We start from the raw sequence: 16,062 nt of genomic DNA, 5'->3' as shown, positions 1-16,062 counted from the left end.
GGGTGACTGTGAGGCGCACACCTACACCGTCGCGGCCTACAACGACAACGGTGAGGGCGCCAAGAGCGACCCGGCCAGCACCAGCACCACGGGCTGCACCACCACCCCGCTGCCCAAGCACTTCCTCACCGGCTACTGGCACAACTTCGACAACCCCGCGGTCGAGCTGAAGCTCTCCTCGGTGCCGAAGGAGTACGACCTGATCGCCGTCTCCTTCGGCGAGGCCAGCTCCACCGCGGGCGAGGTCGTCTTCGGCATCGACCCGGGCCTGTCGGCCTCCCTGGGCGGCTACACCGACGCCCAGTTCAAGGCCGACGTGCAGACCGTGCACTCGCGCGGCCAGAAGGTCATCCTCTCGGTCGGCGGTGAGAAGGGCCGCGTCCAGGTCGCCAGCTCGGCCGCGGCGACCAGGTTCGCCGACAGCGTCTACGCCCTGATGCAGAACTACGGCTTCGACGGCGTCGACATCGACCTGGAGAACGGCCTCAACGCCACCTACATGGGTCAGGCCCTGCGGTCGCTGCGCGCCAAGGCCGGCTCCGACCTGATCATCACGATGGCGCCGCAGACGATCGACATGCAGTCGCCGGGTGCCGAGTACTTCAAGCTCGCGCTGAACATCAAGGACATCCTCACCGTTGTCCACACGCAGTACTACAACTCGGGCTCCATGCTCGGCTGCGACAAGATGGCGGCCTACTCGCAGGGCACGGTCAACTTCATGACCGCCCTGGCCTGCATCCAGCTTGAGAACGGTCTGCGCCCCGACCAGGTCGCGCTCGGCCTGCCTGCGGGCCCCGGCGCCGCGGGCGGCGGCATCGTCGCGCCCTCCATGGTGAACCAGGCGCTGACCTGCCTGGCCACCAAGACCAACTGCGGCTCCTTCGTTCCCCCGAACGCCTACCCCGGCATCAGGGGCGCGATGACCTGGTCGATCAACTGGGACGCCAGCAACAACTGGAACTTCTCCAAGACCGTCAAGCCGCACCTCGCCACTCTTCCCTAGGGGAAGCACCTCCCAGGGCACACAGCCGGTACGGCCCGCGTCTTCCGCCCCCGGGGCGCGGGCCCTACCTAGGTCACGACGAAGTGACACCCCCCAAGTAAGACCGCACTTCTCGCACCTCTTCCCCATGGAGGGAACATGCGTCCTCTTCGTATTCTCGTGGCGGCGGCCATCGCCGCCTCGGGTGTACTGCTCGCCTCCTCCCCGGCCCACGCGGCCGGGGTGACGGCGACCTTCACCAAGACCTCAAGCTGGGGCTCGGCCTTCGAAGGCAAGTACACGATCAAGAACGACAGCGGCGCCGCCCTGAGCAGCTGGAAGGTCGAGTTCGACCTGCCCGCGGGCGGCAACGTCAGCTCCGCCTGGGACGCCAGCCTGACCAAGAGCGGTACCCACTTCACGCTCAGCAACGTCGGCTGGAACGGCAGCCTCCCGGCCGGGAGCAGCGTGAGCTTCGGCTTCATCGCCTCCCCCGGTGACGCGACCCCGACCGGCTGCAAGGTCAACGGCGCCGACTGCGGCGGCGGCAGCACCGAGACCGCCCCCGGCAAGCCCGGCGCGGTGACGGCCACCGGCGGCTCCAAGAGCGTGTCCCTGTCGTGGGGCACGGCGTCCGGCACGGTGACCGGTTACCGCGTCTACGAGGGCTCCACGGTGAAGGCGACCGTGACCGGCACCTCGGCGACGATCTCCGGCCTGGGTGACTGCGAGGCGCACACCTACACCGTCGCGGCCTACAACGGCGCGGGCGAGGGTGCCAAGACCGACCCGGTCAGCGCGACCACCACCGGCTGCACCACCGGCACCCCCGGCGCACCGGCCAACGTGACCGTGAGCGGCACCACCGACACCTCCATCTCGCTGTCGTGGGGCGCCTCCTCGGGCACGGTGACGGGCTACCGCGTTTACGAGGGCTCCACGGTGAAGGCGACCGTGACCGGCACCTCGGCGACGGTCTCCAACCTGGGCACCTGTGAGCCGCACACCTACACGGTCAAGGCCTACAACTCTCAGGGCGAGTCGGCCGCCAGCGCCGCCGTCACCGGCACCACCACGGGCTGCACCAACCCGAACCCGGCCAAGATGCCCGGCGCGCCGTACCTCTACATGGGCTGGGGCAACCCGCCCAGCGTCACCACCGTCATGAACGCCACCGGCATCAAGTCCTTCACGATGGCCTTCATCCTCGCCCAGAACGGGTGCAACCCGGCCTGGGACGGGCAGCGTCCGCTGACCGGTGGCGCCGACCAGGCCGCGATCAACGCGGTCAAGGCCGCGGGCGGCAACGTCCAGATCTCCTTCGGTGGCTGGAGCGGTAACAAGCTCGGCCCGAACTGCTCGACCCCGCAGGCCTTCGCCGGCGCCGTGCAGAAGGTCATCGACGCGGTCGGCCCGGCCGTGGTCGACTTCGACATCGAGAACACCGACGAGTTCGAGAACTACACCGTCCAGGACCGCATCCTCAACGGTCTCAAGATCGTCAAGGCCGCCAACCCGAACGTCAAGATCGTCGTGACCTTCGGCACCGCGACCACCGGCCCGACCAGCCACGGCATCCGCCTGATCAACCAGGCCAAGGCGCTGGCCGTGCCGATCGACAACTACACGATCATGCCGTTCGACTTCAACGGCGGCGCGAACATGTACCAGAGCACGGTCAACGCGGCCGAGGGTCTGAAGAACGCGCTGAAGTCCGCCAACGGCTGGACCGACGCGCAGGCCTACGCCCACATGGGCATCTCCGGCATGAACGGTCTGTCCGACCAGCAGGAGGTGACCAGCCCGGCGACCTGGCAGCAGATCACCGACTACGCCAAGTCCAAGGGTCTGACCCGCCTGGCCTTCTGGTCGACCAACCGTGACCGCCCCTGCCCCGGCGGCGGCGTCCAGGAGACCTGCAGCGGCGTCGCGCAGGCCGACTGGGAGTTCACCAAGATCACCGCCGGCTTCTAGCCGGTACGGCCCGCGGCCCGGTGCACCGGGCCGCGGGCCGTACCCCCATGACACCCCATGACACCCCCCACACCCCCCAGAAGTCCCATGAGGCAGGTCATGAACCAACGATCAACACGAGTGCGGCTGTCGACGCTCGCCGTCGCCGCGGCGCTCGCCTGCGGAGCGACACTGCTTGTCAACGCGCCCGCCCAGGCGGACACCGCGACCTTCACCAAGGCATCGGAGTGGTCGGGCGGTTACACCGGCCAGATCACCGTGAAGAACACCGGTACCACCACGCTCAACGGTTGGACGGTGGTCCTGGACCTGCCCTCGGGCACCGGGGTCGGCTCCTACTGGGACTCGCTCATGACGCAGTCCGGGAGCAAGTACACCTTCAAGAACCGTGACTACAACGGCACGCTCGCGCCCGGCGCGACCGCCACCTTCGGCTGGGTCTCCACCGGCACCGGCTCGCCGACCGGCTGCACGCTCAACGGCAACCCCTGCGACGGCGGTTCCACCCCCACGCCGACGCCGACCGTCACGCCCACCGTGACCCCCACGGTGACCCCGACGGTCACGCCCACCGTGACCCCGACGGTGACTCCCACCGTGACTCCGACGGTCCAGCCCGGCGGGAACCTGTGGATGGCCCCCTACGTCGACATGGGCGCCTGGCCGACGCCGGTCCTGTCCGACATGGTGACGGCCTCCGGGGTCAAGAACTACACCCTCGCCTTCATCGGCGCCGGGACCTGCAAGGCCACCTGGTTCGGCGCCTTCGACCCGCGCTCCGGGTGGGCCAAGGACCAGATCGACGCCATCAGGGCGGCCGGCGGTGACGTGAAGATCTCCTTCGGCGGCGCCAGCGGCGTCGAGCTAGCCCAGGCCTGCACCGACGTCACCGCGCTCTACAACGAGTACAAGATGGTCGTCGACACCTACGGCCTGAAGTACATCGACCTGGACATCGAGGGCGCGGCCACCCAGGACACCGCCTCCGTCAACCGCAGGTCGCAGGCGCTGGCCAAGCTCCAGCAGACCTACCCCAACCTCAAGATCTCGCTGACCCTGCCGGTGCTGCCCGAGGGCCTCGTCGAGAGCGGCATCAACGTGGTCAAGTCGGCCAGGGACGCCGGGGTCAACCTCGACCTGGTCAACGTCATGGCCATGGACTACTACCGTGACGCCGACTACGGTGACGCGGCCATCCAGGCGGCCAACAGCACGTTCAACCAGCTCAAGACCCTCTACCCGGCCAAGAACGACGCCCAGCTGTGGAGAATGCTCGGCGTCACCCCGATGCTCGGCAAGAACGACGACGGCAGGGTCTTCGACCAGGCCGACGCCCGCCAGCTCGTCGCCTTCGCCAAGTCCAAGCACCTGGGGATGCTCTCGTACTGGGAGGGCACGCGGGACCGCAACGCCTGCAACGGCCCCCTGTACAAGTGCACCAACATCCCCCAGACGCCCTACGAGTTCGCCAAGATCTTCGTCGGGTACAACGGATGAACCTCAGGAGGCTCGCCGCGGTGGCCGCACTGGCGGTGGGGGGCACGATGCTCGCCGCCACGCCGGCCCACGCCGCCAACATCGCCACCAACCCCGGCTTCGAGAACGGCCTGACCGGCTGGACCTGCTCGGGGACCTCAGGGGCCACAGCGGTCTCCTCGCCGGTGCACGGCGGATCCAAGGCCCTGCAGGCCACGCCGCAGGGCTCGGACACCGCGCGCTGCCAGCAGACGGTCAGCGTCAAGCCGTCCTCGTCCTACTCGCTGTCGGGCTGGGTGCGCGGCGGCTACGTGTTCCTCGGCGTGACCGGCACCGGCACGACCGACCAGAACACCTGGACGTCCTCACCGTCGGCCTACTCCCAGCTGACCCGGACCTTCACCACCGGCGCGTCCACCAAGTCCGTGACGATCTACGTCAACAGCTGGTACGGCCAGGGCGCCTACCAGGCCGACGACATCGTCCTGGACGGCCCGCCCGGTGACGACACCCCGCCCCCGGACACCGTCCCGCCGACCGTCCCCGGCAACCTGGCCGTCGGCGGCGCCACCAACAGCACGCTCAGCCTGAGCTGGTCGGCCTCGACCGACAACTCCGGCAAGGTCGACCGCTACGAGGTGTCGCGGGACAACGGGACGCCGGTCAGCGTCGGCGCGAACCTGAGCCACACCGCGACCGGCCTGACCGCCAGCACCACCTACGGCTTTCGGGTCCGCGCCTGTGACGGCTCGGACAACTGCTCCGCCTACACCTCCGTGGTGAACGGCACCACCACCGGCGGCCCCGACACCACCCCGCCGAGCGTGCCGGCCGGCCTGACCGTGGGCGGTCCCACGGCCAACTCGCTGAACCTGGCGTGGTCGGCCTCGACCGACGACTCGGGCAAGGTCGACCGCTACGAGGTCTCCAGGGACAACGGGGCCCCGGTCAGCGCGGGGGCGAACCTGAGCCACACCGCGACCGGCCTGACCGCCAACACCACCTACGGCTTCCGGGTCAGGGCGTGCGACGGATCGAACAACTGCTCCGCGTACGGTCCCTCGGTCAGCGGCAAGACCAGCGACGACACCCTCCCTCCGACCGGTGAGATCCGCTACGCGCCCTACATCGACATCACGATGCCGACGCCCTCCCTGGTCAGCGCGTCCAACGCCACCGGGGTGAAGAACTACACCCTGGCCTTCGCCCTCGGCGACAGCACCGGTTGCAACCCGGCCTGGGGCGGCACCATCCCGATCGACGAGCCGCGCATCATCAACGACGTCAAGGCGCTCCAGGCGAAGGGCGGCCAGGTCATCGTGGCCACCGGTGGCGCCCAGGGTCCCTACCTTGAGCACACCTGCGGCACCTCCGCCGCGCTGCTCACCGCCTACAAGAAGGTGCTCGACACCGTCGGCACCAACCACCTCGACGTCGACGTCGAGGCCTCCATCGACGTCAACAAGGTCAACACCGCGCTGAAGCAGCTCCAGACCGAGCGCGGCACCGTGATCAGCTACACGCTGCGCATCCAGGGCGCGGACTACGGCCTCGACCCGTTCTCCGTGTCGATCCTGCAGGACGCCGCCGCCAAGGGTCTCAACCTCATCGTCAACCCGATGCTGATGGACTTCGGCTACAGCGGCAACTGGGGCGCCGCACTGATCAGCGCCGCCCAGGCGACCCTCAACCAGATGAAGGGCGTCTGGCCCGCCAAGACCGACGCGCAGCTCAAGAAGATGCTCGGTCTCACCCCGATGATCGGCAAGAACGACACCGGGTCGACCACCACCCAGGCGGACGCGCGCTCGCTGCTCAACTGGGCCAACAGCAACCACGTGGCCTACATCGGCTTCTGGTCGGCCGGCCGTGACAACGGCGGCTGCCCCAACGGTCAGGTATCGCCCACCTGCAGCGGCATCTCACAGTCGCCGTGGGAGTTCACCACAATCTTCAAGGGATTCACCGGATGAACCTCAGGAAGCTCGCCACGGCGGCCGTACTGGCGATCGGCGGCACGATGCTCGCCGCGACGCCCGCCAGCGCCGCCAACATCGCGAACAACCCCGGCTTCGAGGACGGCCTGTCCGGCTGGACCTGCACGGCCTCCTCCGGCGCGACGGCGGTCTCCTCGCCGGTGCACGGCGGGTCCAAGGCCCTGCAGGCCACGCCGCAGGGCGCCGACACCGCGCGCTGCCAGCAGACGGTCCCCGTCAAGCCGTCCTCCTCCTACACCCTGTCCGGCTGGGTGCGCGGCGGCTACGTGTTCCTCGGCGTGACCGGCACCGGCACGACCGACCAGAACACCTGGACGTCCTCACCGTCGGCCTACTCCCAGCTGACCCGGACCTTCACCACCGGCGCCTCGACCAACTCGGTGACGGTCTACGTCAACGGCTGGTACGGCCAGGGCGCCTACCAGGCCGACGACATCGTCCTGGACGGCCCTCCCGGAGCCGGGGCGCCCGCCGTTCCCACGAACGTGACCGGCAGCAGCACCCCCAGCACCGCCACGCTGAAGTGGTCCGCCTCCGAGGGGGCCACCAGCTACAACGTCTACCGTGACGGCAACAAGGTCGGCTCGGCCACGACGACCACCTACACCGACCTGGGCGCCCCGGCGGGCTCCCACGTCTACCAGGTGACCGCGGTCAACGCCGTGGGCGAGTCGGCCAAGTCGGCGTCGGTCACGCTGGTGGTCGGCAACGACACCCCGCAGGTGCCCGCCACCCCCACCGGCCTGACCGGTACGGGCAGCGTGACCACCGCCACGCTGAAGTGGAACGCCTCAGAGGGCGCCACGAGCTACAACGTCTACCGCGACGGCGCCAAGGTCGGCTCGGCCACGACGACCACCTACGCGGACAGCCCCCAGCCCGGCAACCACGACTACCAGGTGAGCGCGGTCAACTCGGCCGGCGAGTCGGCCAGGTCCGCCACGGTCTCGGTCACGGTCGGCAACGACACCCCGCCGCCGCCCGGAACCCCGACCGGTCTGGCCGCCACGGTCAACGGCACCACCGTGACGCTGAGCTGGAACCCCGGCACGGGCAGCGTGACCGGCTACAACGTCTACCGGGGCAACACCAAGGTCGGCACGACGACGACCCGGGGCTTCAGCGAGACCCTCCCGGCCGGCACCTACGCCTACCGGGTCAGCGCCTTCAACCCCGTCGGTGAGTCGAGCAAGTCCGGCGAGGTCTCGGTCACGGTCAGTGACAGCCCGCCGCCCGGGAACAAGGTGCTGGTCGGCTACCTGCACGCCTCCTTCGCCAACGGCTCCGGCTACGTGCGGATGGCCGACGTGCCCAAGGAGTGGAACTTCATCAACCTCTCCTTCGGCGAGCCGACCTCGGTGACCTCCGGTGACATCCGCTTCGTGCGCTGCCCGGTCGCCGAGTGCCCCAGCGTGGAGTCCGACGCCGACTTCATCGCGGCGATCAAGGCCAAGCAGGCCCAGGGCAAGAAGGTGCTGATCTCGATCGGCGGCCAGAACGGCCAGGTCCAGCTCACCACGACGGCCGCGCGTGACAAGTTCGTCGAGTCGGTCAGCGCCATCATCGACAAGTACGGCCTTGACGGCCTCGACGTCGACTTCGAGGGCCACTCGCTCTACCTCAACGCCGGTGACACCAACCTCGCGTCCCCGACCACCCCGGTCGTCGTCAACCTGATCTCCGCGCTGAAGACCCTCAAGGCCAAGTACGGCGCCAACTTCGTGCTGACCATGGCCCCGGAGACGTTCTTCGTCCAGCTCGGCTACCAGTTCTACGGTCCCGGCGCGAGCGGCTCCGCCGACCCGCGGGCCGGGTCCTACCTGCCGGTCATCCACGCGCTGCGTAACGACCTGACCCTGCTGCACGTCCAGGACTACAACTCCGGGCCGATCACCGGTCTTGACAACCAGTACCACACGATGGGCAACGCCGACTTCCACGTCGCGATGACCGACATGCTGCTGGCGGGCTTCCCGATCGCGGGCAACCCGAACAACGTCTTCCCCGCCCTGCGCCCCGAGCAGGTCGCCATCGGCCTGCCCGCCGCGCAGTACGCGGGCAACGGCTACACCTCGGTGGCCGAGGTCCAGAAGGCCTTCGACTGCCTGAGCAAGGGCACCAACTGCGGCTCCTACAAGCCGAAGGGTGTCTACCGTGGCCTGCGGGGTCTGATGACCTGGTCGATCAACTGGGACAAGTACAACAACTTCGAGTTCTCCCGCAACCACAGGGCCTACCTTGACGCCCTGAGTTGACAGGCCCCTCGCCGCCGGGGGAGACGGACCCCCGGCGGTGAGGTCTCCATCGCCGGAGGAGGAGACGGACCTCCGACGGCGAGGTGTACATCGTCACCGAGGGAGACGGACCCTCGGAGGCGAGGTGTTCATCGCCGCCGGGGGAGACGGACCCCCGGCGGCGAGGTTCCCATCGGCGCCGGGGGAGACGGACCTCCGGCGCCGATTGTCTTTGCCGGTCCCCGTGTCTCCGCCCCAGGACATCACCCCAGGGACTCCCCCAGGAGTCCGCGCAGGACTCCACCCAAGGACTTCGCCCCAAGGAGTGAGCAAGTGACGAGACTACGCATCATGGCGTCCATCGCCGCGGCCGCGGTGACAGGCGCCCTGGCGGTCGTCCTCCCGGCGGCCTCCGCCTCAACGACCGCCTCAACGACCGCAACCACCTCCACCGCGGTCGCCGCCGCCTGCGCGGACCCCTGGAACTCCTCGAAGGTCTACACGGGCGGTAACACCGCCTCCTACAACGGCCACAACTGGTCGGCCAAGTGGTGGACCCAGAACGAGACCCCGGGCGTCGCCATCGTGTGGGCGGACCAGGGGGTGTGCGGGAACGGCACGCCGACCCCCACGCCGACCCCGACCGTCCCGACCTGTGACCACCCCGACTGGGTCGCGGGCAGGAACTACGTCACCGGCGACATCGTCAGGTACACCAACGGCCGTTACTACCAGGCAACCCACGACAACCCGGGCTACGACCCCGTGATCAGCACGTGGTACTGGTCGCCGTACGTCTGCCGCCCCTCCGGCACGCCGACCCCCACGCCCACCCCGACGTCGACGACGCCGAACCCGGGCGGCTTCGTGGTCAGCGAGGCGCAGTTCAACCAGATGTTCCCGAGCCGCAACCCCTTCTACACCTACAACGGCCTGGTCAACGCGCTGAGCGCCTACCCGGCGTTCGCAGGCACCGGCAGTGACACGGTCAGGAAGCAGGAGGCGGCGGCGTTCCTGGCCAACGTCAGCCACGAGACCGGCGGCCTGGTCTACGTCGTCGAGCAGAACACCTCGAACTACCCGCACTACTGCGACGCCAGCCAGCCGTACGGCTGCCCCGCCGGCCAGGCCGCCTACTACGGCCGGGGCCCGATCCAGCTGAGCTGGAACTTCAACTACAAGGCCGCCGGCGACGCCCTGGGCATCGACCTGCTGCGCAACCCCAACCTGGTGCAGAACGACCCGGCCGTGGCCTGGAAGACCGGCATCTGGTACTGGATGACCCAGAACGGCCCCGGCACGATGACCCCGCACAACGCCATGGTCAACGGCGCCGGATTCGGTGAGACGATCCGCAGCATCAACGGCGCCCTGGAGTGCAACGGAGGCAACCCCTCCCAGGTGCAGAGCAGGATCAACAGCTACCAGAGGTTCACTCAGATCCTCGGTGTGACTCCGGGCGGCAACCTTAGCTGCTGAGTTTCCGCCCGGCGGACGGATTCCGGCCAAGGTCGCAGGCCGGAATCCGTCCATCTTTCCTTTCGCGGGTCGTACCCCTTGTGAGTGATCCATCACAGATGGTTACCATTTGTGATGTCGGGGGTGCGCATGCCGAACGAACTTCGCCGGGGCCAGGTCGTCAACCTGGTGCTCGCAACGACCGCTTTCGCCATCACCTTCTGGGCGTGGAACCTGATAGGGCCCCTCGCCGGGAGCTACACCAGGCAACTCGGCCTGTCGCCGCCCCAGACCTCCCTGCTGGTCGCGATCCCGGTGCTGGTCGGCTCGCTCGGCCGCATCCCGGTCGGCGTGCTCACCGACAAGCTCGGCGGGCGGCTCATGTTCGCCGTCGTGTGCTTCGTGACCATCGTCCCGGTGCTCGGGGTCGGCTGGTCCGACTCCTACGGCTGGTTGCTGCTGTGGGGCTTCCTGCTCGGCCTCGGCGGCACCTCCTTCGCCGTCGGCATCCCGTTCGTCAACGCCTGGTACCGGCCGGAACGGCGCGGTTTCGCCACCGGGGTCTTCGGCATGGGCATGGGCGGCACCGCCGTCTCGGCGTTCCTGACGCCCCGCCTGGTCGAGTGGCTCGGCAGGGCCCAGACCCACGTGCTGATGGCCGTGCTGCTGGCCGTGATGGGCGTCGTGATGCTGCTGGTCAGCCGGGACTCACCCGAATGGCGACCCGCGACGGCGCCCGCGCTGCCCCGGATGCGCGAGGCCGTCAAGATCAAGGCGACCTGGCAGTGCGCGTTCCTCTACGCCGTCTGCTTCGGCGGTTTCGTCGCCTTCTCGACCTACCTGCCCACCCTGCTGCAGGTCGTCTACGGCTTCACCCAGACCGGAGCGGGCCTGCGCGACGCGGGGTTCTCGATGGCCGCGGTCCTCGCCAGGCCGGTCGGCGGCGCGCTGTCCGACCGGATCGGCGCGACCAGGGTGCTGCTGGTCTCGTTCGCCGGGACCGCGATCATGGCGGTCGTGCTGGCCTTCGAACCGCCCGCCGAGATCCCCGCCGGACTGTGCTTCGTGCTGACGGCCCTGTTCCTCGGCCTCGGCACGGGTGGCGTCTTCGCCCTGGTCGCCAAACTCGTCGAGCCGTCCAGGGTGGGAACGGTCACCGGCCTGGTCGGCGCGGCGGGTGGTCTCGGCGGCTACTTCCCGCCACTGGTCATGGGAGTGGTCTACTCCGTGGCCCACGCCTACACGATCGGCTATCTCCTGCTCGCCCTGACGGCGCTGGGCGCGCTGCTCTACACCAGGAAGGCCTTCACCTCCGCCGCGCCGACCGGCGACGGGCCGGCACCCCGATGAGCACGCCGACGACCGGCATCACGAGCAGGGCCGGCCACAGCGGCCAGGTCACGCCGAAGACCATCCAGCGGATCCTGGCGGGCACCCGGTTCTGCGCGACGAAGCCCACCCCGAGCACCAGCAGGGCCGGCGCCACCCACACCCTCCCGGGCGGTTCGGCGATCCACTTGCCGAACGACCAGGACTCGCCCCCAGGGGCTACCATTTGTAACGATTGTAGAGCTTTGAGTGATGTAAGCTGAGAGACAGGTCTCGTTTTCGAGACCGAGTGGGCGTGAGGCGACCGGTTCCGGCAGGCTGTTACCGTCATGGACTACGCAATTCTCACGGGGTTTGTCCTCGTCACAGGTGTCGTGCTGGCTCTGGTCGCCCAGTGGCGAGATTGGCGCCCGTCTCCCATCCTCGTGCTCGTGGTGGGCATCGTGTTCCGGGTGCTCATCATGGTCCTGGCCGCGATGAGCAGATGGCAGCCGGTCGACTTCATGGAGAGCTTCAAGCCCGCGGGCGAGGCGATCCTCAGACGTCAGGACCCCGTGATCGGCAGTGAGGGCGGCTGGCACTTCCTGCCCACCATCCCCTACGTGTACGGCCTGCTGCTGTGGCTGGGCATCCCGTGGGAGATCGGCGGCAGGCTCGTCACCGTGGTCGCCGACATCGCGCTGATCCCGCTCGTCGGCAAGCTCGCGGGCGGCGGCAAGGCCTCCCTGCGCGCCTTCCAGTACGCCTGCAACCCGCTGGCCATCCTCGTCGCCTCGATCCACGGACAGGTCGAACCCGTCGCCCTGCTCTTCGGTGTCGCCGCCTTCGTGGTCGCCCGCGGCCCCGGCGACCCCGAGCGCCCCGGCCTCAGGATCGACGTGTTCGCCCTGGCGCGCGAACGCGTCGCCGCCCTCGGGCTGGGCGGAGCCGTACGGAGCCTCACCGCGCCGGGCGGCGCGCTCGCCCCCGGTGGTTCGGTGCGTACGGCGCTCGCCCCCCGCGACGGCGACTCGGCCGTCATGCGCAGGGCGATCATCGCCGGCCTGCTGATGGGACTGGCCCTGTGCGCGAAGAGCTGGCCGATCTGGCTGATCCCCGGGATGCTCCTGCTGCTGCCGACCTTCCGTTCCCGGCTGGCCGCGTTCGTGGCGACGGCCGTACCACCGATCTTCTTCCTGGCCACCCTGCCCGTCTTCGCCGGAACCTCGCTGGATCAGCTTCCCGAGGTCATCCGCGTCATGGGAGACGTCAGGCCGATCGTCGGTGAGTGGGGTTACAGCGCCATCCTCGTCGGTGGCGACTGGACCCTCCACTCCGGGATCGCGACCTTCGGCACCCGGCTGATCTACCTCACCATGCTGGTCGTGGCCTTCCTCTGGCGCCGGGCCGACCCGATCGACCTCACCACCGCCCTGCTGCTCGCCTTCATGGTCACCACGCCCAGACTCGGTGCGCAGTACCTGCTGTGGTTCATGCCGTTCCTGGTCGCCCGCCCGACCCGCTTCGCCTGGCCGGCCATCATCGGCGTGTCCCTCTGGGCGGGCTGCGGCTACCTCTACCTGACCCAGTTCGACACCGACACCTGGTGGGCCATGCACTCGATCTGGTCCCGCGCCTCCATCGTCCTGCTGCCGATCCTGGTCATGGCCATGCCCTGGGCGCGCCGCGTCTCCAAGGCCTCGGATCCCCTGTCTCCCACGGCCCCGGCCGCAGCCTGAACGGGAAACACCCCCATGGACGAATACCTGGCGCGGATCGGCGCCGCCCGCCCCCCGCGCCCGGACGCCGAGGCTCTCGGCGAACTGCACCTGCGCCACCTGCGGACGGTGCCGTTCGAGAACCTGAGCATCCACCTCGGCGAACCCGTCACGCTCAGCGAACAGGCCCTGATCGACAAGGTCGTCGGCCGCCGCAGGGGCGGCTTCTGCTACGAGCTCAACGGTGCCTTCGCCGTACTGCTCCGCTCGCTGGGCTACCGGGTGACCATGCTGGCGGCCAGGGTCTTCTCCGGAGGTTCGCTCGGCCCGCCCTTCGACCACATGGCGCTACGCGTCGACACCCCGGAGCCGTGGCTCGTCGACGTCGGGTTCGGCAGGTTCGTCAACCGTCCCCTCCGGCTCGACCTGCGCACCGACCAGGCTGACCAGAGCGGGGTCTTCCGGCTGGTCGAGGCAGAGGAGGGGGACATCGACGTGTTGCAGAACGGCGTGCCCCAATATCGCCTGGAACGGCGGCCACGCGTCCTGGCCGACTACGAGGCGACCTGCTGGTGGCAGCAGACCTCGCCCAAGTCCCACTTCACCCGTTCGCTCGTGTGCTCCCTCCTCACCGAGGACGGGCGTCTCACGCTCAACGACAGGCAGCTCGTCCGCACCGTGGGGGACGAGCGCGAGGAGACCACCCTGACCACCGACGCCGAGATCCTGGCCGCCTACCGCGACCATTTCGGTATCAGGCTGGACGCTCCGCCCCCACCGCCCGGAGAACGGGTCACCGGCTGAGCAGCCCGCCCAGGGACACCCCGGCCAGCCGCCTGACCTCGTTGGCCATGTGGGACTGGTCGGCGTACCCACTGGCCAGCGCGACCTCGGCCAGCGCCGTCCCGCGCCTGGCCAGCCGCAACGCCCGCTGGAAACGCACCACCCGCTGCAGCGTCTTCGGCCCGTACCCGAAGGCGCGCAGCGCCCGCCGATGCAGCTGCCGTTCCCCGAGACCGAGCTCCCAAGCCGCCTGGGCGACGGTCCTGCCCGTCCGCAGCGCCTCGGCGATGGCCGGCGCCGCCGGATCGGGCTCAGGAACCTCGCGCAACCGTACGGCCAGCGTCTCCTGCATGGTGCGGGGCGTCAGGTCCGGCAACACCCCCAGCTCGTCGAGCGGCACCCTGGCGTCACGCAGCGCCTCGACCGGAACGCCGAACACCTCGCCCACCGCGCCAGGCCGGAAACGGACCCCCGTGTAACGGTCACCCCGGCGCATCCGCACCGGCATCGGCCCGGTGTCCGGCCCGGCGACGTGCGGACCGTCCGGCCCCCAGATCAGGTCGACACAGCCGTCGGGAACCACAAGCTGCGTGGCCGCCGAGACGGCGAGGCTCGTCCAGACACAGGTCACCCGCCCGGCGATCGCCGGATCCGGGGCCCACTCGCGGTACATGCCTCCAGGCTAGGACGGCCTCGCGGGTTTTCGGTCCCGGCCGTCCTCGACGACTTTCCCCGAGATGAGCGCCGCGACCCACCGCCCCTCGGGGTCGCTGTCCACCAGCAGGGCGCGGGCCAGCAGGCTCAGCGGAATGGCAAGCAACGCTCCGAGCGGGCCCAGCACGAACGCCCACAGCAGCAGGGACATCATGGTCACCGTCGTGGACAGGCCGACCGCGTCCCCGAGGAATTTGGGCTGGACGAGTGACTGGACCACGAAGTTGATCGCGATGTAGCAGACGATCACCAGGACCATGGTCTTGGGACCGCCCTGCAGCAGGCCGAGGAGCGCCGGCGGGATCAGGCCGATGACGAAGCCGACGTTGGGGACGTAGTTGGTGAACAGCGCCAGCACACCCCACAGAATCGGAAGCGGGACATCGAGCACCCACAGCGCGATGACGTCCAACACCGAGCAGACAAGCCCGAAGACCGTGGAGACGACCAGATAACGGCGGGTGTTGTGCGCGAAGTGGCCGAGCGCCGTGACGAGTTCGGAGTGTTCCCGAGCCAGGCGGGACGACAGGACGGAGGAGATGGCCCGGGCGTCCAGGCACATCGCCAGCACCACGATGACGATGATCACCAGGCTGGAGAAGACCCCCAGCAGTCCGGAGGCGAAGCCGCTGATGATCCCGAAGACCTTTCCCGGGTCGAGGGTTCTGATCACCTGGTTCACCTGCTGGTTGCCGATGCCCAGTCGCGCCGCGAACTGCTGTACCTGGACGACGAACTGGTCGAACTGCTGCCCGTAGGTGGAGGCGAGGGTCGTCAGCTGCGCGGCGGAGAGAGCGAGGACCGCGACCATGCTCAACAGCAGGAGCAGTACGAGAGCCAGGGGAGCCGCGACGAGCGTCCAGCCGGGCGCGCCCCGCCTTTCCAGTCTTGCCCTGATAGGGGCGACCGCCAGAACGAGCACCAGTGCGAGCAGAACGGGCCCGATGATCGACCCGGCTTCCCGTACTCCGGCAAGTGTGACCACCGCGCCCGCCGCGCAGAGCAGCACGACGGGAGCCCGGGGAATCCGTCTTTGCTCCGTCATATTGGATCTCTACCCATATGGGAAGAGAAGCGGCCTTGTGGGGTGGTCTTTGATGCGTTCCCTGTTTTGATCACCGCGCCGATCACCTCTTCGATCGCCGGGTGATCGTCGATTTGACGGCGACGGAGGCCTTACATAGAGTTCACAGGCCCGAGGGGGTCGGCGAAGATCGCCAAGGCCCCGGGACCCCTTCCACTGATCCACTTTCCCTGCATGACGCATGCGTCGCGCAGGGTGCCGGTTCGACAAGGCCCGGATGTTGGAGTAAGTTGGAAGGGTTGCTCCGGAGACGGGGCGGTCTGAAATTCCTCGGACAGGCTTTGTCGAAGAAAATGCGATCCGGTCGGATCGGTTTGACACGAAAAAGCGG

Annotated in this window: 12 protein-coding genes; 9 read left to right on the top strand and 3 right to left on the bottom strand. The window is 68.8% G+C overall.

Going from position 1 to position 16,062, the window contains the following annotated elements:
* The 7 genes from ACFOYY_RS33595 to ACFOYY_RS33565 all read left to right on the top strand — a co-directional run.
* The coding region (locus ACFOYY_RS33595; RefSeq protein ID WP_386195116.1) for a chitinase at positions 1-1,006 on the top strand (1,006 nt) is incomplete at its 5' end.
* 138 nt (positions 1,007-1,144) lie between these two features.
* Positions 1,145-2,959, top strand: a complete 1,815-nt coding sequence (locus tag ACFOYY_RS33590; protein WP_362909679.1) for a cellulose binding domain-containing protein — start codon at positions 1,145-1,147, stop codon at positions 2,957-2,959.
* 99 nt (positions 2,960-3,058) lie between these two features.
* Positions 3,059-4,456, top strand: coding sequence for a cellulose binding domain-containing protein (locus ACFOYY_RS33585; protein ID WP_352009479.1), 1,398 nt, complete (start codon positions 3,059-3,061; stop codon positions 4,454-4,456).
* Positions 4,453-6,408: a fibronectin type III domain-containing protein gene (locus ACFOYY_RS33580; protein ID WP_386195113.1), complete on the top strand. Its 1,956-nt coding sequence runs from the start codon at positions 4,453-4,455 to the stop codon at positions 6,406-6,408. Before ACFOYY_RS33585 ends, ACFOYY_RS33580 begins: the two co-directional genes overlap by 4 nt.
* A complete protein-coding gene (locus ACFOYY_RS33575; RefSeq protein ID WP_386195111.1) occupies positions 6,405-8,687 on the top strand; it encodes a carbohydrate binding domain-containing protein in 2,283 nt (760 codons plus the stop codon). The genes ACFOYY_RS33580 and ACFOYY_RS33575 overlap by 4 nt, the downstream gene beginning before the upstream one ends.
* A gap of 312 nt (positions 8,688-8,999) precedes the next feature.
* On the top strand, positions 9,000-10,145 hold the full coding sequence (locus ACFOYY_RS33570; protein ID WP_362909673.1) for a glycoside hydrolase family 19 protein: 1,146 nt from the start codon (positions 9,000-9,002) through the stop codon (positions 10,143-10,145).
* Between the two features lie 129 nt (positions 10,146-10,274).
* On the top strand, positions 10,275-11,474 hold the full coding sequence (locus ACFOYY_RS33565; protein ID WP_352009475.1) for an MFS transporter: 1,200 nt from the start codon (positions 10,275-10,277) through the stop codon (positions 11,472-11,474).
* Here the strand turns inward: ACFOYY_RS33565 and ACFOYY_RS33560 are convergent.
* A complete protein-coding gene (locus tag ACFOYY_RS33560) occupies positions 11,431-11,679 on the bottom strand; it encodes a DUF1049 domain-containing protein (RefSeq protein ID WP_386195108.1) in 249 nt (82 codons plus the stop codon). The two genes, ACFOYY_RS33565 and ACFOYY_RS33560, sit on opposite strands and share 44 nt — an antisense overlap.
* 103 nt (positions 11,680-11,782) lie before the next feature.
* Between ACFOYY_RS33560 and ACFOYY_RS33555 the strand changes: the two genes are divergently transcribed.
* Both ACFOYY_RS33555 and ACFOYY_RS33550 read left to right on the top strand, forming a co-directional pair.
* Complete coding sequence (locus ACFOYY_RS33555) at positions 11,783-13,171, top strand: hypothetical protein (protein WP_352009473.1); 1,389 nt, start codon at positions 11,783-11,785, stop codon at positions 13,169-13,171.
* Between the two features lie 15 nt (positions 13,172-13,186).
* A complete protein-coding gene (locus tag ACFOYY_RS33550) occupies positions 13,187-13,954 on the top strand; it encodes an arylamine N-acetyltransferase family protein (RefSeq protein ID WP_386195105.1) in 768 nt (255 codons plus the stop codon).
* Here the strand turns inward: ACFOYY_RS33550 and ACFOYY_RS33545 are convergent.
* Together ACFOYY_RS33545 and ACFOYY_RS33540 are read right to left on the bottom strand one after the other, a co-directional pair.
* Positions 13,944-14,606 (bottom strand): DUF6597 domain-containing transcriptional factor, encoded by a 663-nt coding sequence (locus ACFOYY_RS33545; protein ID WP_386195103.1) that lies wholly within the window; start codon positions 14,604-14,606, stop codon positions 13,944-13,946. The genes ACFOYY_RS33550 and ACFOYY_RS33545 overlap by 11 nt on opposite strands.
* Positions 14,607-14,615: 9 nt before the next feature.
* The gene (locus tag ACFOYY_RS33540; protein ID WP_386195101.1) at positions 14,616-15,692 is read right to left on the bottom strand and encodes an AI-2E family transporter; all 1,077 of its coding nucleotides are present in this window, start codon (positions 15,690-15,692) and stop codon (positions 14,616-14,618) included.
* Between the last annotated feature and the right edge of the window lie 370 nt (positions 15,693-16,062).

It is taken from the genome of Streptosporangium jomthongense (assembly GCF_042650425.1).
Classification (GTDB): domain Bacteria; phylum Actinomycetota; class Actinomycetes; order Streptosporangiales; family Streptosporangiaceae; genus Streptosporangium.
Note: the sequence above shows the minus strand (reverse complement) of the source record. Positions and strands in the feature narration are given on the sequence as shown.

What these genes read in the sequence shown, in the direction of transcription:
- ACFOYY_RS33565 (WP_352009475.1), top strand. Translation starts at nt 10,275, where the DNA reads ATGCCGAACGAACTTCGCCGGGGCCAGGTCGTCAACCTGGTGCTCGCA.
- ACFOYY_RS33560 (WP_386195108.1), bottom strand. Translation starts at nt 11,679, where the DNA reads ATGGTAGCCCCTGGGGGCGAGTCCTGGTCGTTCGGCAAGTGGATCGCC.
- ACFOYY_RS33545 (WP_386195103.1), bottom strand. Translation starts at nt 14,606, where the DNA reads ATGTACCGCGAGTGGGCCCCGGATCCGGCGATCGCCGGGCGGGTGACC.
- ACFOYY_RS33555 (WP_352009473.1), top strand. Translation starts at nt 11,783, where the DNA reads ATGGACTACGCAATTCTCACGGGGTTTGTCCTCGTCACAGGTGTCGTG.
- ACFOYY_RS33550 (WP_386195105.1), top strand. Translation starts at nt 13,187, where the DNA reads ATGGACGAATACCTGGCGCGGATCGGCGCCGCCCGCCCCCCGCGCCCG.
- ACFOYY_RS33585 (WP_352009479.1), top strand. Translation starts at nt 3,059, where the DNA reads ATGAACCAACGATCAACACGAGTGCGGCTGTCGACGCTCGCCGTCGCC.
- ACFOYY_RS33540 (WP_386195101.1), bottom strand. Translation starts at nt 15,692, where the DNA reads ATGACGGAGCAAAGACGGATTCCCCGGGCTCCCGTCGTGCTGCTCTGC.
- ACFOYY_RS33590 (WP_362909679.1), top strand. Translation starts at nt 1,145, where the DNA reads ATGCGTCCTCTTCGTATTCTCGTGGCGGCGGCCATCGCCGCCTCGGGT.
- ACFOYY_RS33580 (WP_386195113.1), top strand. Translation starts at nt 4,453, where the DNA reads ATGAACCTCAGGAGGCTCGCCGCGGTGGCCGCACTGGCGGTGGGGGGC.
- ACFOYY_RS33575 (WP_386195111.1), top strand. Translation starts at nt 6,405, where the DNA reads ATGAACCTCAGGAAGCTCGCCACGGCGGCCGTACTGGCGATCGGCGGC.